16 protein-coding genes are annotated in these 19,627 nt (G+C 50.0%); 13 read left to right on the forward strand and 3 right to left on the reverse strand.

Annotation, left to right across the window (positions count from 1 at the left end; all coding sequences use genetic code 11):
• Positions 1-104 precede the first annotated feature (104 nt).
• A complete protein-coding gene (locus MJX74_RS09760) occupies positions 105-3,185 on the reverse strand; it encodes a TonB-dependent receptor (protein ID WP_240222679.1) in 3,081 nt (1,026 codons plus the stop codon).
• Positions 3,186-3,642: 457 nt separating this feature from the next.
• Here MJX74_RS09760 and MJX74_RS09765 point away from each other — a divergent pair, with 457 nt between their 5' ends.
• From MJX74_RS09765 to cysW, 4 genes are read left to right on the forward strand one after another with little or no spacing between them, the layout of a single operon-like run.
• Positions 3,643-4,707, forward strand: coding sequence for a sulfate/molybdate ABC transporter ATP-binding protein (locus MJX74_RS09765; protein WP_240222680.1), 1,065 nt, complete (start codon positions 3,643-3,645; stop codon positions 4,705-4,707).
• A gap of 17 nt (positions 4,708-4,724) precedes the next feature.
• Positions 4,725-5,729 carry a thiosulfate ABC transporter substrate-binding protein CysP gene (cysP, locus tag MJX74_RS09770; RefSeq protein WP_275692737.1) on the forward strand — a complete coding sequence of 335 codons (1,005 nt, stop codon included), beginning with the start codon at positions 4,725-4,727 and terminating at the stop codon, positions 5,727-5,729.
• A 2-nt stretch (positions 5,730-5,731) separates the two neighbouring features.
• Positions 5,732-6,577, forward strand: a complete 846-nt coding sequence (gene cysT / locus MJX74_RS09775) for a sulfate/thiosulfate ABC transporter permease CysT (protein ID WP_240222681.1) — start codon at positions 5,732-5,734, stop codon at positions 6,575-6,577.
• Entirely contained in the window at positions 6,574-7,401 is an 828-nt protein-coding gene (gene cysW, locus MJX74_RS09780; RefSeq protein WP_240222682.1) for a sulfate/thiosulfate ABC transporter permease CysW, read from the forward strand. Before cysT ends, cysW begins: the two co-directional genes overlap by 4 nt.
• Positions 7,402-7,424: 23 nt before the next feature.
• On the opposite strand, the gene MJX74_RS09785 is transcribed toward cysW, so the two are convergent.
• Positions 7,425-8,330, reverse strand: coding sequence for a LysR family transcriptional regulator (locus MJX74_RS09785; RefSeq protein WP_240222683.1), 906 nt, complete (start codon positions 8,328-8,330; stop codon positions 7,425-7,427).
• Positions 8,331-8,575: 245 nt separating this feature from the next.
• Between MJX74_RS09785 and MJX74_RS09790 the strand changes: the two genes are divergently transcribed.
• From MJX74_RS09790 to MJX74_RS09825, 8 genes are all read left to right on the forward strand, one after another.
• Positions 8,576-10,162: a PGAP1-like alpha/beta domain-containing protein gene (locus MJX74_RS09790; RefSeq protein ID WP_240222684.1), complete on the forward strand. Its 1,587-nt coding sequence runs from the start codon at positions 8,576-8,578 to the stop codon at positions 10,160-10,162.
• Between the two features lie 168 nt (positions 10,163-10,330).
• Complete coding sequence (locus tag MJX74_RS09795) at positions 10,331-10,693, forward strand: hypothetical protein (RefSeq protein WP_240222685.1); 363 nt, start codon at positions 10,331-10,333, stop codon at positions 10,691-10,693.
• A 27-nt stretch (positions 10,694-10,720) separates the two neighbouring features.
• A complete protein-coding gene (locus MJX74_RS09800; protein WP_240222686.1) occupies positions 10,721-10,819 on the forward strand; it encodes an SMR family transporter in 99 nt (32 codons plus the stop codon).
• A gap of 28 nt (positions 10,820-10,847) precedes the next feature.
• Entirely contained in the window at positions 10,848-11,054 is a 207-nt protein-coding gene (locus tag MJX74_RS09805) for a hypothetical protein (RefSeq protein WP_240222687.1), read from the forward strand.
• Between the two features lie 40 nt (positions 11,055-11,094).
• Positions 11,095-11,766, forward strand: coding sequence for a penicillin-insensitive murein endopeptidase (locus MJX74_RS09810; RefSeq protein WP_240222688.1), 672 nt, complete (start codon positions 11,095-11,097; stop codon positions 11,764-11,766).
• A gap of 164 nt (positions 11,767-11,930) precedes the next feature.
• A complete protein-coding gene (gene chrA / locus MJX74_RS09815; protein ID WP_240222689.1) occupies positions 11,931-13,286 on the forward strand; it encodes a chromate efflux transporter in 1,356 nt (451 codons plus the stop codon).
• Positions 13,287-13,382: 96 nt separating this feature from the next.
• On the forward strand, positions 13,383-14,441 hold the full coding sequence (locus tag MJX74_RS09820) for an isopenicillin N synthase family dioxygenase (RefSeq protein WP_240222690.1): 1,059 nt from the start codon (positions 13,383-13,385) through the stop codon (positions 14,439-14,441).
• Between the two features lie 12 nt (positions 14,442-14,453).
• The gene (locus MJX74_RS09825; RefSeq protein ID WP_240222691.1) at positions 14,454-15,611 is read left to right on the forward strand and encodes a trans-sulfuration enzyme family protein; all 1,158 of its coding nucleotides are present in this window, start codon (positions 14,454-14,456) and stop codon (positions 15,609-15,611) included.
• A gap of 255 nt (positions 15,612-15,866) precedes the next feature.
• Here the strand turns inward: MJX74_RS09825 and MJX74_RS09830 are convergent, their stop codons facing one another.
• Positions 15,867-17,264, reverse strand: a complete 1,398-nt coding sequence (locus tag MJX74_RS09830) for a bifunctional AfsR/SARP family transcriptional regulator/alpha/beta hydrolase (protein ID WP_240222692.1) — start codon at positions 17,262-17,264, stop codon at positions 15,867-15,869.
• A gap of 392 nt (positions 17,265-17,656) precedes the next feature.
• On the opposite strand from MJX74_RS09830, the gene MJX74_RS09835 reads away from it, so the two are divergent.
• Complete coding sequence (locus MJX74_RS09835) at positions 17,657-19,606, forward strand: hypothetical protein (protein ID WP_240222693.1); 1,950 nt, start codon at positions 17,657-17,659, stop codon at positions 19,604-19,606.
• Positions 19,607-19,627 lie beyond the last annotated feature (21 nt).

Genomic DNA, 19,627 nt, shown 5'->3' on the forward strand with positions numbered 1-19,627 from the left:
GCAAATAACTCCCGTCGGTCAGGAAAAGCCGCTGCAATAGCGGCCTGGTTATTAATGTACAACCGATACCGGATTCCCGCCAGCACCGCTGGCGGGATCAGTGGCTAGAAGTCGTAACGTACACCAATCTGATAGCGTGGCCCCAGATCAGTCAGATACCACAACATGGCTTCATTCCTGGCATGAGAGCGGCTGTTTTCGCCGGTCAGGTTTAGTGCTTCGGCAAATACAGTCAGTTGCTCGTTAATGTCGTAGCTGACATTAACATCGATTTGCCAGTAGGCTTCTTCATACCTGGGGTTATTTGAGCCACCTTTGTTTACTTCAGCCAGATATTTATCACGCCAGTTCCAGGCAATACGTGCTTGCCAGCTGTCTTTTTCATAAATACCAATCAGGTTGGCGGTATCACTAAGGCCTACCAGCGCAAACTGCGACTCGTTCGGGTCAGCGTTGTTGTTAAAGCCAACGTCACCGCGCACTATGGTGTAGTTAGCTTGCACACCAAAACCGCTTTCACCAAAGAAATGCTGGATAGCAAATTCAGCACCGTATATTTTTGCTGCGCGGTTGTTATCCGGCGTACTGGTACGGAAGATTACTTCAGGATCTTCATCGGTAGCGCGTAAGTCAAAGCCTGGGTTACTGGCCAAAAAGTCGATTTGCTCTTGCGCACCGGTAAATTGCGGGTTAGCGCCATATCTGGCAATCATATCCGGATGGTTTCGGAACTCAGTAAATGCCATCATGGCGAACAAATAAGTATCGTCCAGCGGGAAGCCAGCATCGCGCACCGCCTGCGCTGCCGCTAAAGCACGCGGGCCACCGGTAACATCACGAATACCCTCCAGTGGCTGATCTATCTGACGGCTGCCGATAAAGTTAATCACGTTTTTCTGGAATACACCGGCCGACATATAACTGAACGGGTTGTAGTACCACTCCAGTGATAAGTCAAAGTTACTGGATTCCAGCGGCAACAGGGCCGGGTTAGCTCCATTGGCAGTAGGCTGGGCACCCAACAGCGTAGAGCCACCACCGCCGCCAAAGTTAGACGCCGATACCCCCAGGCTGCCCAAACCGGCACGGGCTATGGTTTTGCTGTACGAGAAGCGGCTAACAAGGTCATCTGTCAGGTTCAGGGTAACGTCCAGGCTGGGTAGCAGGAAGTCGTATTCATTTTCTGCTGAAACCGGCTCTGGCGGTACGGTAGAGTCGACATAGGCAACGATGTCGTTATTATCTTCCCAGCTAAAATACACCTCGCTAATCAGTGAAGTGGATTCCGATTCGGTTTTCTCATAACGCAAACCGGTTAATATATCAAACGGCATACCACCCAGTTCACCGCCTAACGCTACCTGAAAGTACACGGCTGTGGTGTCTTCTTTAACGATATTGTCATACGACAGCGCACTTTCAACAGTGGTAGGCTTGTTGGGATATAAGTCTAAAGCAGCAGTGTATAGTGCACGCGGGTCGCCAATAAAGCCATAACCACCAGAGCGCGGGCTGTAGTCGTCAAACTCGCCGGATAAGTCGAACGGTTGAATTAAATCGCCAAACTCGCCGGGGTTGCCTACGTTCCAGTTGCCCAGCGCGATATTGTTACCGGCTGTCTGGATAGAGCGTGACTCCATGTTGCGTATTTCTACGCCAAAATCAAAACGGCCATCGTCCAGCTCGTACATACCATCTAGTTTAAGCTGTTTAATTTTGCTTTCCTGGCTGGCGTTACGAATACGGGCAATAGATGAGCCGACATCACCGGCATCGACCACGCCATTGGCGTTGGCGCCTTTGTCCGGCAAGGTGTCGTCATACACGTTTTGATAAGTGGGTAAATCGGCACCGAAGAACCATTCACGCGAGGTAACAATAGGCGCGCCTAAACCCACGGCCAGTTCGCCGGAGTTGCGTGGCCCCGTGCCGCGGCTGAACATTTCAGAACTGTGGGCATCCAGCATCAGGGTTAGTGCATCATTAACCTGATATTCCAGGTTTAAACCGGCAGATTTCAGCGTATTGGTTTGCTCGCGCCATTGTTGCTCATAACCTTCATCTACGGCGCTGGCATAGGTTTCCTGAATATAAGACGGTGTTTTCACTAAATTATTGTCGAACTCTACCACCTTAGTATTGCTACCGGTTTGCATCCAGTTACCCACTTCGCCACGGTGCTCAACCAGGTTGTTCTCGGCAAAGGTATAATCGGCCGTCGCGGTAAAGTTGTCGACAGGCCTGAATTGCAGAGTCAGCTGGGCATTGTCGCGCTTGCGCTGAGTATTGGAAAACGCATAGCGGATATCATTCGGCCGGGCATATAGCTGACCTTGTTCTGGTGCATTGACTACGTTGGTGAGCTCGTTATTCCAGGTACGATCGGCATCGACGGTATCATCCCAGTAATCTACCTGCCAGTCGTTAACGGTGGCACCGGTATAACCGGAATCACGCTGCTGGTGGCTGGCCGAAATGCTGACACCGAATTTGCCGTTATCCAGCACATGGCTGAAAATACCGGACACTTCCGGTGTTATATCGTCACCGGTGCGGTTAGTAGTGTCGTGCGCTGCTTTAACACCCACACTGGCCACGGTTTCGCTGGTATCCAGCGGCCGGGCGGTTTTAACATTAAGTGTGGCACCAATGCCGCCGGTAGCAATATTGGCTTTACCGGTTTTATACACTTCTACTGCGCGGATACTTTCTGATGCCAGGTTAGAGAAATCAAAAGCCCGGGCGCTACCGCCTCGGGTGGTGCCGTCAGCACCTGAGCCTGCACCATAAGTGGTGGCCGAGGGCATGGTGCGGCCATTTAGGGTAACCATGTTATTGTCGCCGCCAAAGCCGCGTACTGTGACTTCAGCGCCTTCACCATTGGTACGGCTTATCGATACACCGGTAATACGCTGCAGTGATTCTGCCAGGTTGGTGTCGGGAAACTTACCGATATCTTCAGCAGAAATGGCATCTACCACACCCATTGAAGTACGTTTAATATCAGCGGCTTCCTGCATGCTTGACCGCACACCCCGTACTTGAATTATTTCAACGTCTGCCGGTGTTACCGTATCGGTCTGTGGGGCTTGTTGTGCGTATAACGGCATGCCCGCGGTACTGCCAAGCAGCAATGACATAGCTTTTGCCAATGCTGTCCGACTAAATTTTTTCCTGTTTTCCATTTTATCTACATCCCCTCGTGATTTGTTATAAGTCATTCAAATCAAACAATAGGGCAGTGACGCTGTGATTTACTTCAGGTGTCAGCAACTGCCAGCATGTTCATTTGTGCAGGCGCTGACCTAGCGGCTTCCTGCACATCCATGCCGAATAGCCAACCCCCGACAATCATTGTAGTAATCTTGTCACTTCGGGGAAGTTGTCAAAATGCGTTACCTTCTTGCTTTTTTTATTATGTGCTGCAAATGCAAAGTAAAAACGCTGTGGCTGGGCTGTGTTTTACTGCTTTGGCGGGTGATTTTTTACTGCTTATATTTCAAAAAGATATAGAAGATTCTTATTTGCTATTTTAAAGTTATCAATTGCCCGGCGTAAGATAGCGCTGTCGACTGCTGCGAGCGCAATACAACACAGTCTGAGCGGCCAAACATTGCAGCAATAGAACAGGGTGAACAGGTTATGAGTATCAGTATTGAGCAGGTAAATAAACGCTTTGGCGACTTTGTCGCAGTAGACAACGTTAACCTGAGTATCAACACCGGCGAATTAACGGCACTGCTGGGACCGTCTGGTTCGGGTAAAACTACCTTGCTGCGCATTATTGCCGGGCTGGAGCAAGCCGACAGCGGCCGTATTCAGTTTAATAATGAAGACATTACCGGCCAGCATGTGTCTGAACGCGGCGTGGGCTTTGTGTTTCAGCATTATGCGCTGTTTAAGCATATGACCGTATTTGAAAATGTCGCCTATGGCTTAACGGTAAAACCGAAAAAGTTTCGCCCTTCTAAGGCCGAAATTGCGAAAAAAGTGAATAAATTACTGCAGCTGGTACAACTGGACTGGACGGCCGGTCGTTACCCGGCACAGTTATCCGGTGGTCAGCGCCAGCGTATCGCACTGGCAAGGGCGCTTGCGGTAGAGCCCAAAGTGCTGCTGCTGGACGAACCCTTCGGTGCGCTCGATGCCAAAGTGCGGGCCGAACTGCGCCGCTGGTTACGCCGCTTGCACGATGAAATTCATGTAACCAGCGTGTTTGTTACCCACGATCAGGAAGAAGCACTGGAAGTAGCCGACCGCATAGTAGTCATGAACAAAGGCGCCATTGAGCAAGACGGCACGCCAGAGCAGGTTTACGACCACCCGGCCAACCCTTTCGTGTATGAGTTTCTTGGCAATGTAAATTTATTTCATGCCAGGGTGAAGCAGGGCCAAACCACCATTGGCAATGTGCAGCTGGCCTCGCCGGAGCATATCAATGGTGACGAGCAAGACGGCTTTGCTTATGTGCGGCCGCACGAAATAGAGGTATTTAAAGCGCCGGTAAGCGACGGGCTAAAAGTAAAATTGGATCTGGTGACCATTGTTGGGCCGGTGGCGCGGCTGGAAGTACTAACCGATACTGAGCAGCAGCTTATTCATATTGAATTACCGAAAGAGCAATTTAAACAGCTGGCGCTGGCGCAGGGCGATATTGCCTGGATCCAGCCCCGTTACAGCAAAGTCTTCCTTGGCGAAGGCATTTAATTTACAGGACTATACCTATGCACACTTCAAAAAAACTGGCGTTGCTGTTATTTGCTGCCTTGCTGAGCACACCGCTGGCAGCAAAAGAGTTATTAAACAGCAGCTATGATATTGCCCGTGAATTATTTGCTGAAATTAACCCGTTGTTTGTTGCCCACTGGCAGCAGCAAACCGGTGAAACCTTAACGATTAACCAGTCGCACGGTGGCTCGTCGCGCCAGGCGCAGGCTATTTTGCAGGGGCTGCGTGCCGACGTGGTAACCTTTAACCAAAGCACCGACATTGATGTGCTGCACCAGCGCGGTAATTTGCTGCCAGCAAACTGGCGTGAACGCTTAGCCAATAACGCCTCACCTTATTACTCTACCATGGCATTTCTGGTACGTAAGGGTAACCCAAAGCAAATTAACAGCTGGCAAGATTTGGCTAAACCCGGTGTTGGCCTGGTATTTCCTAACCCAAAAACGTCGGGCAACGCGCGTTACACTTATTTAGGTGCTTACGGTGATGCTCTGCAGCGTTTTGACAATGACGATGCCAAAGCACGCAACTGGGTAAAAACGTTTTTAGCCAACGTAGTGGTATTTGACACCGGTGGCCGCGGCGCTACTACTTCGTTTGTTGACCGCGAGCTGGGCGATGTGTTGATCACCTTTGAGTCGGAAGTAAACGGCATTATTAAACAGTACCCAGAGCACCAGTTTGAACGGGTAGTGCCACCAACCAATGTGCTGGCCGAGTTTCCGGTAGCCTGGATTGACCGCAACATCCAACGCAACGGCAGCGAAAAACAAGCTAAAGCTTACCTGGAGTTTTTATACAGCAACGCGGCGCAGCAGGTACTGGCGCGCCACTTTTACCGGGTGCACGATGTTGAAGTGGTTGCAGCTACTGCCGCGCAGTTTCCGGTAACTAAACTGTTTAAAGTAGAAGATCTGTTCAGCAGCTGGGATGCCGTGCAAAGTAAACATTTTGCCAGCGGCGGTGTGCTGGACCAATTGCTGGCCGAGGGTAAACGCTAAGCATGAACTGGTATCGTAGTTTTAGCAGTAAACGTGTGCTGCCGGGCTTTGGTATCAGCCTTGGCAGCAGCTTGTTTTTTATCAGCCTGGTTATTTTACTGCCCATTACCGGGCTAATAGTGCAAACGGCAGAACTCAGCTGGGCGCAGTACTGGGCTATTATTTCTGATCCGCGGGTAGTGGCTACCTACAAAGTAACACTGTCTGCAGCCTTGGTAGCCAGTGCTTTTAATTTGTTTTTTGGCTTATTAATGGCCTGGATCTTAACCCGTTACCGTTTTCCCGGCCGCATTTTGCTGGACGGCCTGATGGATTTACCCTTTGCCTTGCCAACAGCAGTAGCTGGCTTAACGCTGGCGGCGGTGTTTTCTACCCAGGGTTGGTTTGGCCAGTATCTGGCATTGTGGGATATAAAAGTGTCTTACACCTGGCTGGGTATAGTGCTGGCGATGATTTTTACCAGTGTGCCTTTTGTGGTGCGCTCGGTGCAGCCGGTGCTGGAAGAATTTGGCCCGGAATACGAAGAAGCCTCTGCTACCCTGGGCGCCAGCCCGTGGCAAACGTTTTTCCGCATTATTTTGCCGGAAATAAAACCGGCACTGCTTACCGGCACGGCACTGTCGTTTACCCGCAGCCTGGGTGAATTTGGCGCGGTTATTTTTATTGCCGGTAATTTGCCATGGCAAACCGAAGTGACCTCGCTGATGATTTTTGTCCGGCTGCAGGAATTCGATTACGCCGGTGCCAGTGCTATTGCCAGCGTGGTACTACTGGCGTCGTTAATACTGCTGTTTATTATTAATGGCATTCAGCAGCGTTATCAGCACATTACCGGAGGCGTCAAATGAGCCAAACCGCGCTTAACAGCTCACGGCGCTGGGTCCGGCCGCTATTAATCAGCCTTGGTGTGGTGTTAACGCTGTTGTTGTTAGTGGTGCCGCTGGTGTTTATTTTTGTCGCGGCGTTTTCTGCCGGTGTCGGCGGTGTATGGCAAAACCTGACCGATCCCGACATGCTGCATGCCATTGGTTTAACCTTGCTGGTGGCGGGCTTAACGGTGCCGATCAATTTGATTTTCGGCACCCTGATCGCCTGGTGTGTTACCCGCTTTAGTTTTCCCGGCCGGCGCTTATTGCTAACGCTGATTGATATTCCGTTTGCTGTATCTCCGGTGGTGGCTGGTTTGCTGTATTTACTGTTGTATGGCAGCAACGGCCCTTTTGCCAACCTGTTGGATCAGCACGATATACAGCTGATGTTTGCCTGGCCAGGCCTGGTAATGGTAACGGTATTTTTGTCTTGCCCCTTTGTGGTACGCGAACTGGTGCCGCTGATGTCGACACTGGGCACCGAGCAGGAAGAAGCGGCCGTATTGCTGGGCGCCAGTGGCTGGCAGGTGTTTTGGCATATTACCTTGCCCAATATCCGCTGGGCACTGTTATATGGCGTGATTTTAACCAACGCCCGTGCGGTGGGCGAATTTGGCGCGGTGTCTGTGGTGTCGGGCACTATTCGTAGTCAAACCAATACATTGCCACTGCATATTGAACTGTTGCAGCAAGACTACAACACCGCCGGTGCCTTTATTGCTGCGGCCCTGCTAACCCTTATTGCTATTGCCACTTTAGTGGTAAAAGCGTTTTTACAGTGGAAACTGGCACGGCAGCACTAAGCTGCCATTTATCTGAGCGCTGTTTAAACCGGTGCAGATAAGGCCGCACCGCTGCTTTTGGCCAGGGTAATAAAAGTTTGAATATGCTTATTCAGTTTCTCCTGTTTACGGTAACCAACATAAATATGTTTATGAATACCGCTGCTGCCTAAACGAATAACCTTAACCGGCAGGTTTTGGGCGTATTCCAGCGCCAGCCATTTGGGCATAGCAGCCACACCGCGGTTAGCCGCCACCATTTGTAGAATAATGTCAGTGGCTTCCAGTGTTTTATGTAATTTGGGCATGCACTGTGCTGGCAGTAAAAACTGCTGAAAAATATCCAGCCGTGCCGTTTCTACCGGGTAGGTTAGCAATACCTGATCACTTAGCTGTGCCGGGGCCAGCTGGCTTAAACCACTCAGTTTGCTGTGCTGGCTTACCACCAGCACCAGCTCGTACGGAAACACCGGTTCAAACACTATGCTTTCTTTGTTGATTGGGTCGGGTGTTATCAGTAAATCTATATCGTAGTTAAACAACGCCGCCATACCGCCAAACTGAAAGCGCTGTTTTACGTCGATATCTACCCCCGGCGATTGCGCCAAAAACGGTTGCACCACCTTTAACAGCCACTGGTAGCAAGGGTGGCATTCCATACCTACTCCCAGGCTGCCTTTTTCGTTATCGGCAAACTGGCGCAGCGTATCGTCTATGCGTTGAAACTGGGGCAACAAGCGGTTGGCTTGTTCTAACAGGTAGTTACCAGCTTCGGTTAAACGGATATTACGGCCATCCTTCAGCCACAAATTGATATTGCCCTGCCGCTCCAGCTTTTTCATGGTATGGCTTAGTGCTGACTGGGTCAGATTCAGGCTGCTGGCTGCTGCTGTTAGCGAGCCCTGGCGGGCGATTTCGCGCAAAATACTCAGGTGAATTTTTTCAATCATGCTGCTACCTTGGCTACTATGTATGATTAATATTCATTTATAAGTAGAAATATAACATTTTTAATCATGTGTCTAATACCTCACGTTTTATTAGTTTTTAGACTAAAGTTGTTTAGTTAAAAAAGTTGCTTGATTAAAAAATGCTCAACATCAGCGCACTTTAACAGCTCAGCAGTGTTAGCTCGGGTGTCATTGATTGTGATTACAAACCCTGACTCAGTTAATCTCAGCACGGAGCGTCTGCTATGGCCACAAATTCACAGCATCCTTATCATCCGATCATCTATGTCCGCGGCTTTGCCGCCACTCAGGGCGAGATTGAGGAAACCGTTGCCGACCCTTATATGGGCTTTAATATTGGTTCAACTAAGTCGCGCGTAGCCTGGACCGGTGACGTCAAACGCTTCTACTTCGAGTCGCCACTGGTGCGCCTGATGAGTGATCACAAGTATGAAGATGTATTTGTCGACGGCGACGATCTGGTAGCGGCTGAGCGCAATAATCACCCGGTGCCGTATCGCAGTATCATTATTTACCGCTACTACGACGAGGCGTCTAAAGATTTCGGCACGGGTGAAACGCCACCGATTGAGCACTTTGCCAAAGGGCTGGATCAGCTTATTCTGCGCTTGCGCGATAAAGTGTGTGCCAATAAAGCAAACAATATGACACCGGCAGACTTTCGCGTGCATCTGGTGGCGCATTCTATGGGCGGATTGGTGTGTCGTGCTTTCCTGCAAAATACCAAGCTGGGTTCGGCAGCCGCGCGCGCGGCGGTAGATAAGGTTTTTACCTATGCCACGCCCCATAATGGTATTGATATGCGTATTGTACGCAACATACCTGGCTGGCTTTCATTCGGTGATGTTAACAACTTTAACCGCGAGAAGATGGCGGCATACCTTGATGTACCCAAGGGCGATGACGTAAGCCTGGTAAAAAACTTTCCCCCTGAGCGGATCTTCAACCTTGTTGGCACCAACCCGCGTGACTACAACGTAGCGGGTGGTATTTCGGCCTGGGCGGCAGGTGACGCCAGTGATGGGCTGGTGCGCATTGAAAATGCCACTACCCATGGGCCGGACTTTGATGGTAAGGATGCCGCCTCACCACGCGCTTTTGTGCACCGCAGCCACTCCGGGCACTATGGCATTGTAAACTCTGAAGAAGGGTATCAGAACCTCACCCGTTTTCTGTTTGGCACCCTGCGTGTCGATGGCATTCTGGATGTTGACGACATCACTTTACCGATGGAAGTGCAAAAAGCCTTAAAAGATGGCAAAACGGTGCGGGCCTCATACCAGTTTGAAATTGCCGCCAGTGTGCGCGGTTGTCAGTGGCAGATGACCCGGCGCGAGGTGCGTGAAAACTCTGCTATCTTTCGCAGCTATGGTCAGCTTTTTCCCGGCAGGGACGGTACTGAACGCACACCGGACCGCAGCATGAGCCCACACCTGTTTTCCGTATTTCTCGACCCGAAAAAGAGTGTGAAAGCATCGAAATCTGTTAGCTTTGCCTTCGATTTAAAAGTGCTGGTACCCGATTACGAAGTAGACGGTGTGCTGTTTATGAAACGGCATTATGAGGGCGGTTTTATCTTCCGTCAGTTAATTCTGGTTGAAGCTTTCCCTGATGAAAAAGCGCTGGGGGGCTGGCGGGTTAAATATGGTTATCAGGATATCAACCCCGGTAAACCCGGCGTAGACGCAGACGTGCGTTTGTTGGCCAGTGGCGATGCGAGCCAGGGTTTTGTGTTCAATATTCCAATTGAGCAGAAAACCCGTCCTGGCTTGCGGGGCGCATTACGCATAGAAGCCAGGCCCTGGTCATAAAAGGTAAAGCAGGTTGTTCTAATGTTTGTCCATTTGAAAAATGCCTATAGCACCAGAGTTGGCCGCTTTAAATTGAAAAAGCTAGGCCTGGTGCATAAACCCTGGGTATCATGTGAGTAGCATTTATGCCGATCTCCTGCGGCCTACCAAGCATATGAACCAAACCTCATGAACATAATTGAAGAGACATTGAAACTACATAGCCAGGCATGGCGCGACCACAGCCAATTTACTGAGTGCCTGGAAAAAGCGGCCAGGTTACTGCAGCAGGCCTATGAGTCTGGTGCAGTCGATTCTCTGGTTGTAAATAATTATGCGGCCGTGCTGTTAGATCTGCACCGGGATGCAGAAGCACGTGAATTATTGCAGGCGCATTCGCCAGAATTCTCAGAGTTTTGCTCAAATTATGCTATTGCAATTGCAAAGTCAGCTTACGATATTTCGCTAATTCGCCATTGGAACCAAGCTGCATCAAGGCTGCCGAAGCAACAAGGCGCTATTGTCGCCTACATGGATTGGCAGTCGCTTTAGTAAATTATTTTACTGTGAGGTGTATAAATGAAGCACTGGCTGTTTCTGGCTATAGCCATTCTTGCTGAAGTGGTCGTGACTGTAAGTTTAAAAGCCCGCGCGGGTTTTACCAATTTTTGGCCATAAATATTTATCTGAGAAGCTAATCGAATTTATGAAAAAGTCAGATTTCCCCAAAGAAACCGAGTTTTACATTAAAGAATTTGACGTGCCCTTGGCCTATATCCCTAGCAAGGGCTGGTTCAATTACTTTGGTGGAAAATCCACCCCCTACAATGTTAAGGGGCTGAAGCCCGGCAACAGTTGGTTTGCCGATTCTTTCGCTGAATGGTTTGAAATCGTTGATAAGTCGTCAAAATAGTGCGCGTAACCCACTGTACCCGCGGCGCAGGCTTTTTAGTATGAGATACGTTTTTCTTTTTAGCGTAACGTTATCTGGGTCAGCCTGGGCGACTGACAGTATTTGCTATGGCACAACAGCAGATGGGCGTCTGGAACATGGCGTGGCACTGCCTGCCAGCGGCGCTAATTTTGTCGCTTATAGTGAAATCGCAATGTTGGCGGGGCGTACCTTTGTGCATTCAGAGGTAAAAGAAATTGTAACGGCTGCTTACCACACTTTGGCGAAAGAGCGGCCGGACACTGTGTATAAATATGCGGAAACCGGCTTTAAAGACGGCGGCCAGTTTAAGCCGCATAAAACCCATCGTAATGGCCTGTCGGTCGATTTTATGACACCGGTAAAAAATAAGCGGAGCGAGTCGGTTCATTTACCAACCTACCCATGGAACAGATTTGGTTACGATATAGAATTTGATAACAATGGCCAGTATGGCGACTTTAGCATTGACTACGACGCGCTGGCGGCGCATATCGTGGCACTTGATAAAGCTGCTAAAGCACGAGGCCATACAATATGGCGGGTAATATTTGACCCGCAATTACAACCCGGCCTGTTTGAGACTCAGTATGGCGCTTATATAAAAGCTAACCTTGAGTTGTCGAAAAAGCGCTCTTGGGTAAGGCATGATGAACACTATCATGTTGATTTTATTGTGACATGCGCTAAATAGTGGGCATGTTTTTATCTTACTATCACGCCTTTAACGTTAGGCGAAGCCCATCGCCGATGAACACAGAACTGCTTTGCGTGCTGGCTATGCTGCTGTCATATTATTTGGGCATACTTTGCCGGTCAGATTGACAGTCATATTCACCAAAGCAGGATAACTTAATTATGCCACAGCCCTTATCTTCTGCGGCCACAGCCGTTAGCCTGCGCGAAGCATTTAGCTACTGGCTGAAGCTGGGCTTTATCAGCTTTGGTGGCCCGGCTGGGCAGTTGGGTATGATGCAACAGGAGCTGGTAGAAAAACGCCGCTGGATCTCCCAAGCGCGCTTTTTACATGCACTAAACTACTGCATGTTGCTGCCGGGGCCGGAGGCACAGCAGTTGGCCACCTATATTGGCTGGTTATTACACGGTGCTAAAGGCGCTTTAATCGCTGGCCTGCTGTTTATTTTGCCGTCGTTTTTTATCTTAAGCCTGCTGGCCTGGCTGTATCTGGCGCATGGCGATGTACCCTTAGTGCAAGGCATATTGTATGGCGTAAAACCGGCGGTTACCGCCATAGTACTGTTTGCCGCCTGGCGTATCGGTAAAAAAACCTTACATACTACTGCCCTTAAACTACTGGCGCTGGCAGCGCTTATTGCTATTGCGCTGTTTAAGCTGCCGTTCCCGTATATCGTGGTTGCTGCGGCGCTTATTGGCCTGCTGCTGATGCGCTGGTGGCCTGCGCAGCTTAACGTATTACCGGCAGCGCATGGCGGTGCTATAGCCGGTGCTGCGGCAGATGCTGCGATAATAAACGACAATACCGTATTACCAAAGTGGCAGCTATTTAGCTGGCGCAAGTTTGTGTTGGGTGTTGCTTTGGGGCTGGGGATCTGGGCTGTATCACTTTGCGTACTGGTGGTGTTGTATGGCTGGCATAGCCCGCAAGTGCAGTTGGGCTGGTTTTTTACCAAGGCAGCGCTGCTAACCTTTGGTGGTGCTTATGCGGTATTACCCTATGTGTATCAAGGCGCGGTAGAGCATTACAGCTGGCTGACGGCCCTACAAATGATAGACGCGCTGGCGCTGGGTGAAAGCACCCCCGGCCCTCTGATTATGGTGGTGGCCTTTGTCGGCTTTATCGCTGGCTGGACAGAGCAACTGTGCGGGCCAAATATGCTGCCACTGGCCGGTATGCTGGCAGCTGCCATTGTCACCTTCTTTACGTTTTTGCCGTCATTCCTGTTTATTTTAGTCGGCGCACCGCTGGTAGAGAGCAGCCGTAAACAAGCTGCCTTTACCGCTCCACTTACCGCCATTACGGCGGCAGTGGTAGGGGTGATTGTTAATCTGGCGCTGTTTTTTGGCTACCATGTGCTATTGCCGCAAGGGCTAAGCGGCAGTATCGACTGGTTTGCCTTACTGCTGGGTACCACCGCTGGTGTGGCGTTATTTCACTACAACCAGAGCATAATGCGGGTGCTGGCATGTTCGGCTGTGTTGGGTGTGGTTGCGTTTCAACTAATAGCCATCTGAGCTTCTGGCTAGCTATATATCCAAGTGGCCGGTTATTTCTGTTTTATATAACTAATAGTTATCAAATCCTTCGGCGCCTGTCATTACAGGCATAGAATGCGCACATTGAACAACCCGCAATGTGAGCGCAATATGACGTTACAACTTCCGGTGCTGGATTTAGCTTTGTGGCGGGCTGGCGGTGAGCTACGCCGCCAGTTTCTGACGCAGCTGGGCGAGGCTGCACGCGATGTCGGCTTTTTTTATCTGACCGGCCACGGTATCGTACAAACGCAGCAGCAGGCAATTTTACAACTGGCTGCAGAATTTTTTGCTTTGCCACAAGCAGACAAAGATGCCGTGCAGATGGTAAATTCGCCGCATTTTCGTGGTTATACCCGCTTAGGTGGCGAGTTAACGCTGGGTAAGGCTGATCAGCGCGAGCAGTTTGACATTATGGCCGAGCATAGCGCGCCGTTACTGCAAAAAGATGAACCGGCCTGGTGGCGTTTATATGGCCCGAACCAGTGGCCTGCGGCGTTACCGGCTATGCAACCGGCGTTACTACAATGGCAGGATCAGTTAACCGATCTTACCGTAACCCTGCTGCGTGCCTTTGCGCTGGTACTGCAGCAAAGCGAGGACGCCTTTGACAGCACTATTAAAGATGGCCCTTACCGCCATATGAAATTGATCCGTTATCCGGGGCGCAATGCCCCTGAGCAGGAGCAAGGGGTAGGCGCGCATAAAGACCCGGGTTATTTAACCCTGGTATTGCAGGATGGCCAGAGCGGCCTTGAAGTGTTAACTGAAAAAGGCTGGTTAAGCGCAGTACCGCTGCCTGGCGCCTTTGTGGTGAATATAGGGGAACTGCTGGAACTGGCGTCAAATGGTTACCTGCGTGCAACCTATCATCGCGTGGTTAGCCCACCTGCCGGTGTTGAGCGTCTGTCATGCGCCTTTTTTATGGCCGCGCAGTTGGATGCCACAGTGCCGTTGCTGCCATTGCCGCAAGAGTTGGCATTGCAAGCCAAAGGCCCGGCCAGCGATCCGCTTAACCCGCTATTTTATCAGGTGGGGCAAAATGTATTAAAAGGCCGTTTGCGTTCACACCCTGATGTGGCGCAAGCGCATTATTCGACTATTACCGGTTTAGATAAAAAGACCGCTGTTTAACGGACATTATTAATGAAATTTAAAACTCAATTGCTACACAGTGGTGCCGGTGCCGACACACAAACTGGCGCTTTAACCACGCCAATTTACCAAAGCAGTACTTTTACTTATGGCACTGCGGCAGACGGCAAAGCCCGTTTTGCCGGGGAGCAAAGCGGCTTTATTTACAGCCGCATGGGTAACCCGACAGTGCAGGCGTTAGAGCAACAACTGGCAGCGCTGGAAGGTGCCGGCGAAGCTCTTGTAGTGGCCAGTGGTATGGCAGCAGTAAGCAGTATTTTTTATGCGCTGGTAAGTGCCGGTGATGAAGTCGCCTTTATTGACCCGGTATACGGTGGCACCGCAGCATTTTTAATTAATACCCTCAGCCGGGCCGGTATTAAAGTAAGCCGTTACCTCAGTGCTGACGACTTAGTGGCCAATATTAGCCCCGGCACCAAGCTGGTGTTGTTTGAGCCAATAACCAACCCTAACCTGAAAGTCAGTGATTATCGCAAAGTTAAAGCTGCTGCTGCTAAAACCGGTGCCATTACCGTGTGCGACAATACCTTTTTAACGCCGTACTTATTTAAACCGCTTGCGCATGGCATTGATTTAGTAATGCACAGTGGTACCAAATACTTAAGTGGCCACGGCGATATTATTGCCGGCGTGGTAGCTGGCCGCTCAGAGCTGATGCAACAGGTGCGCACGATAGCGCTAAAACACATTGGCGCACCGATAGGCCCGCAGGAAGCTTATTTACTGCAGCGCGGCCTGCGCACGCTGGCATTGCGGATGGATGCGCACTTAGCCGGTGCGGCAAAAGTAGCAGAGTTTTTAGCGCAGCACCCGTTGGTGGCTAAGGTGATTTATCCCGGTTTAACCAGCGACGCCGGTTATGCGGTACTGGCTGAAACAGTGGGCGCCTTTGGCGGTATGGTTAGTATTGAGCTGACGGGTGGTTTTGCCCGCGCGGCCAGGTTTTTAGACCAATTACAGTTGTTTACCCAGGCGGTAAGCCTGGGCGATTTAGAAAGCCTGGCCTGTCATCCTGCCAGCACCACCCATGCTGCTATGGATGCTTCAAGCCGCTTAGCTGCAGGGGTTACCGATGACTTAATCCGCCTGAGTATTGGTGTCGAAGATCCGGACGATCTGATCGCTGATTTGCAGCAGGCACTGACATAGATTTAGCGACATTCTGTTGTTTAATGATCTGGGTTGCCAGTTTTTGTGCCTGGCTCCTCAGCTCAGTTACAGCGGTGCTTTCCCATAACTCACCGCGTAAATTACTACCCTGCGTAAATAACGCAGGTTGCAACCGACCGTTGCGATTTAGCACCTTGAAACCGCCCAAATCAGCAGTAATACCTAATTGAAACTTATATAACGGCAGCAGTACCACTTGGAATCACGTATTTCATGATAGATGCCCTGTGTTATTTACTGATGCCGGGCCATAAAGTCGCGGATGGCATCAACGAAGGCTTTTGATGCCGGCTCGCGGCCCAATAGCAAATGGCCGTTGCTTTCAAGGCCAACAAACTCGGCATTCGGAATAGCTGCGGCGATATCGCGGCCTACGCTGATGGGGATGCGCTGGTCGCCCATGGCATGAATTACTAAAGTAGGCACTTTCACTTGCGCCAGACGGTGGCGCACGTCGATGTCGGCAAACACCGATAAAAACCGTACTGCGTTTTCGGCTGAGGTGGTTAAGCGCTGAAAGTCATTAAACCAGTTGAATTCAGCTTCGTTGGCATCGGGCATAAAGGTTGAAGAAAATATCTGCCGATATGCCGGGTTATCTGTACCCCAGCCGACAGCTGTTAGTGTCATCACCGCTTCGCGCTCTTTGGTTAAAGCCTCTGTAGCACCAATACGCCAGCCGGCGGCGTAGCCACCAAACAGAATAAGATGTGACACTTTTTCCGGATAACGAATAGCATACTCGATAGATACCGCCGCGCCTTGTGATATACCCAGCAGAGCAAATTTATCCAGCTTGTTAGCGCGTACCACTGTTTCCAGATCGGTTACAAAGGCGTCAAATGAAATATCCGCTACGTCCCAGTCCGATAAACCATTGCCGCGCTCATCGTAGCGGACAAAATGATGATCTGCCGCCAAATCCCGAAACAGTGGGCTCCAGATTGGCGCCCCCCAATCATGCTCCAAATGGCTGAGCCAATTAGCGGCTTTGACAATGGTAGGGCCTTTGCCTACCGAGGCATAAGCAATACGGACACCATCATGCGCGGTACAAAACTGTACTTTTTGTCGCGCGAGTAACTCCCGGCTGGCGGGTGGCTCTATGGTATGCAAGTTATCCGGGCTGCTCAGCGTGGTATGCGAGGCTAAACGGGCTTGCAACTTGCCGGTGAGTTGCTGTAGCTCATTACGCTCTGCCGTTAACCAATCTTGAAACAGGCTCTGATCGGGTAAATCCAGCCCCTGTAAAAAAGGCTGCTGGCTTTGTTGCAGCAGGCTTTCCAGTTCCGCAATGGATAAATCGTTACGCTGGCTGTCGGCTTTTAGCTGGTGCAGGTCAATACTGATGTCGCTACTGACCAGCGATACCCGTTCGCGATCTGCTTGCAGCCTTTCTGTGTCAGCGTCATTCACCAGCGGGCGGATCTTACTTAGTGACCAGCGTAATGCGCCTTTAGGGTCATTCGGGATTTCCCAGAACACTTCACATAACCTGTCGCGGCGGTGTGGCCGGGCAGTAAATGCCAGATACGCCAACAGGGCGCGGCTACGTTTCGAAGCTGGCAGCCGAACAAGCAGGTTATTGTGGAAAACCTGCAGCTCACCCAGCATTCTTATCGAAATTTGCACAACACGTTACCTGACAGTTATTAATTTAATATTGCATAATCTTATGCTGTCTATTCTTTTAGAACATAGCCATTGCAAGACTATATTGCTAAGTAAACCAGCCCATGTGCCGCAGGGTGTTGTGACATGCTGCTATTTCAGGCAGTTTGTTATATTAGGTTCTTTTAAAATACTTATGCATTTATACGGCATAAGTATTTTATTTCAGTTTTAATGTGCAAATTGTGCAACGGGAATGCTCTAAAATCAACAACTCAAGTTGAATCTGCATTAACAACTCAGAAATAACACGCCTTAATACTGGAAAAACCACGCTTAATACCACGCTGGCTACCACGGTAGCTGGCTAGACTACCGGTTGGTTTGATTTTTTTGTTAGGGAAGATTTTGTTATGTTAACCATAAGAACACCTCTATTGGCGTTAGTGCTACTGACAACCTTAACCGCTTGTGGTGGCGGTGGCAGCAGTGCCCCTGTAACCGAAGAGCCGGTTGCCGTTGATTTTGATATCGAAATGTCTGATTTTTCAATGGATTTTGATACAAGCCAGGCCTTTGCGCTTAATCACCGGATCCCGGTTTCATTTACCATTCGCGGCACTGACGCCAGCATAACGGAAGTGACCAATATTCCGGTTAGTTTTAGTTTTGTCGAGAAAAACCCGGCCAACCCGGCGGCGCCGATCGTATGTAGCTCTAATGCTATTGATGTAGAGTTACCGGCTGGTGGTGCGCCGGTAGTGGTGGCAAACGAGTTTATCTGGCCTGTCAGCGAATGCCAAATCCTGGCCGAAGCCGGACGCGAAGTAGAACTGCAAGTTGGTTTTTTCCGCGATGAAGAAGAGCTTAAAGGTAACGTAACGGCTAACTTACCTACCCTGACATTGCGCGAAGGCGGCACAGATGTAGAGTACGAATTAACTACTGAATCGTCAGTAGCCTTGCTGACTATCACCGAAGAAGGGGAATCGCCAACGCCGGTGTTGTCGGTACAGTCCGGTTTTGTGTTCAATGGTGCCGACCCTTATTTTTCTAAAATTGATGCCGCTGAAATTCCGGCAGATTTAGAGGTGGTTGACGCTGAAACAGGCCTTAGCATCCAACAAGAGCTAACCTACGGCATGACCGAAGAGCAATTAAATCAATTAGGCAAATTGCCGGCGTCGGTTACGCTGACTTATGTATTAATTCCTGAAAGTGCGCCGGGTATCATCTTGCCGTTAATGATTGGCCAGGAAGATGGCAGCACGGTAGCATCATACAGTTTTAATGAAATTCAACCGGGCATTGCTGATGAGGTTACCCACGACCTGTATCTGGAAAGCGCGGATCTTGCTGCAGTACAAGACGGAGACCTGGCAAACGAAACGCACTATATTTTGCGTGGCTGTGTGGTAACCAGTTTCTCTCAGAATGGTAACGACGGCGATCTTGCTAACGACTGTAAAGATGTGGACATTAACTTAGAGCGTGAAAGTGCGACCGCCGTTACTGCGGCAAGTAATACGGCCTTTAAAAAGAACCAAAAGCGCAACGCCGGTAACTCCCGCATTGCCATTGAATCTGAAATGGATGTCGACAACACCCTAAGCCGCAACGGTATTTTAAGCCGTGCCACCGGCGAAGTTGCACTACGCGGCAATATTGGCAAAAGCTTTGATTTTACAATTGCTGAAGCCATCGCTGAAGCCATAGTAACGAAAGATAAGTCGTCCTATTTTCATCAAATTAAAGCCTTCAACAAAGTGGTGGCCGGTGATACCAAAGAAGGCAAAGAACACCTGAAACTGAAGAATGAATTCAAGCAGGACAAAGCGCAGGAAGTGGCCGGTTTAGGTTTTGGTTTTGGCCCTGTGCGGCTGGGTTTTAAAATCAGCGCAGGCGGCCGGGTGGGTATTGATGTTGACGATGACATGGACCTGCTGACCGATCTGCCAGAGTGCCAACTATTGCTGGTATCTACAGAAGCGGTTAACACTTGCGGTTACCTAACCCGTACCGTGGCGCCAAACTTCAGCTTTACCGGCCGTATCTTTGGTGGCCTGGATTTACGCATTGTTAAAGCCGGAGTGGATGCCAATCTGCGCTTTTTGGAAAATAAATTTCCATTAACCGGGGTATTAAGTTTTGGCCTGACCGACGACAACCGTATTTTAGTGCGCGGTGATGTTACGCTAGACCATACTCTGCAAACGATCAGCGGCAAAGTTAAGCTGGTTGGGACCATTAAAGTACTTCGTTTTCGTCGCAGCAAATCCGTTACGCTGGTCAGTTTCTCGTCTAAACCTGTTACGCAAAACCTGTTAACACGCAGTACCGGAGGCACGCTGGAATTACTGTAGGGCAAGGCCGCGGTGTTAAAC

This window comes from Rheinheimera hassiensis, assembly GCF_022436675.1.
Taxonomy (GTDB): domain Bacteria; phylum Pseudomonadota; class Gammaproteobacteria; order Enterobacterales; family Alteromonadaceae; genus Alishewanella; species Alishewanella hassiensis.

Bases quoted from the DNA above. Each gene is read 5' to 3' on its own strand.
- MJX74_RS09760 (WP_240222679.1), bottom strand. From the start codon at position 3,185: ATGGAAAACAGGAAAAAATTTAGTCGGACAGCATTGGCAAAAGCTATG.
- MJX74_RS09765 (WP_240222680.1), top strand. From the start codon at position 3,643: ATGAGTATCAGTATTGAGCAGGTAAATAAACGCTTTGGCGACTTTGTC.
- cysP (WP_275692737.1), top strand. From the start codon at position 4,725: ATGCACACTTCAAAAAAACTGGCGTTGCTGTTATTTGCTGCCTTGCTG.
- cysT (WP_240222681.1), top strand. From the start codon at position 5,732: ATGAACTGGTATCGTAGTTTTAGCAGTAAACGTGTGCTGCCGGGCTTT.
- cysW (WP_240222682.1), top strand. From the start codon at position 6,574: ATGAGCCAAACCGCGCTTAACAGCTCACGGCGCTGGGTCCGGCCGCTA.
- MJX74_RS09785 (WP_240222683.1), bottom strand. From the start codon at position 8,330: ATGATTGAAAAAATTCACCTGAGTATTTTGCGCGAAATCGCCCGCCAG.
- MJX74_RS09790 (WP_240222684.1), top strand. From the start codon at position 8,576: ATGGCCACAAATTCACAGCATCCTTATCATCCGATCATCTATGTCCGC.
- MJX74_RS09795 (WP_240222685.1), top strand. From the start codon at position 10,331: ATGAACATAATTGAAGAGACATTGAAACTACATAGCCAGGCATGGCGC.
- MJX74_RS09800 (WP_240222686.1), top strand. From the start codon at position 10,721: ATGAAGCACTGGCTGTTTCTGGCTATAGCCATTCTTGCTGAAGTGGTC.
- MJX74_RS09805 (WP_240222687.1), top strand. From the start codon at position 10,848: ATGAAAAAGTCAGATTTCCCCAAAGAAACCGAGTTTTACATTAAAGAA.
- MJX74_RS09810 (WP_240222688.1), top strand. From the start codon at position 11,095: ATGAGATACGTTTTTCTTTTTAGCGTAACGTTATCTGGGTCAGCCTGG.
- chrA (WP_240222689.1), top strand. From the start codon at position 11,931: ATGCCACAGCCCTTATCTTCTGCGGCCACAGCCGTTAGCCTGCGCGAA.
- MJX74_RS09820 (WP_240222690.1), top strand. From the start codon at position 13,383: ATGCGCACATTGAACAACCCGCAATGTGAGCGCAATATGACGTTACAA.
- MJX74_RS09825 (WP_240222691.1), top strand. From the start codon at position 14,454: ATGAAATTTAAAACTCAATTGCTACACAGTGGTGCCGGTGCCGACACA.
- MJX74_RS09835 (WP_240222693.1), top strand. From the start codon at position 17,657: ATGTTAACCATAAGAACACCTCTATTGGCGTTAGTGCTACTGACAACC.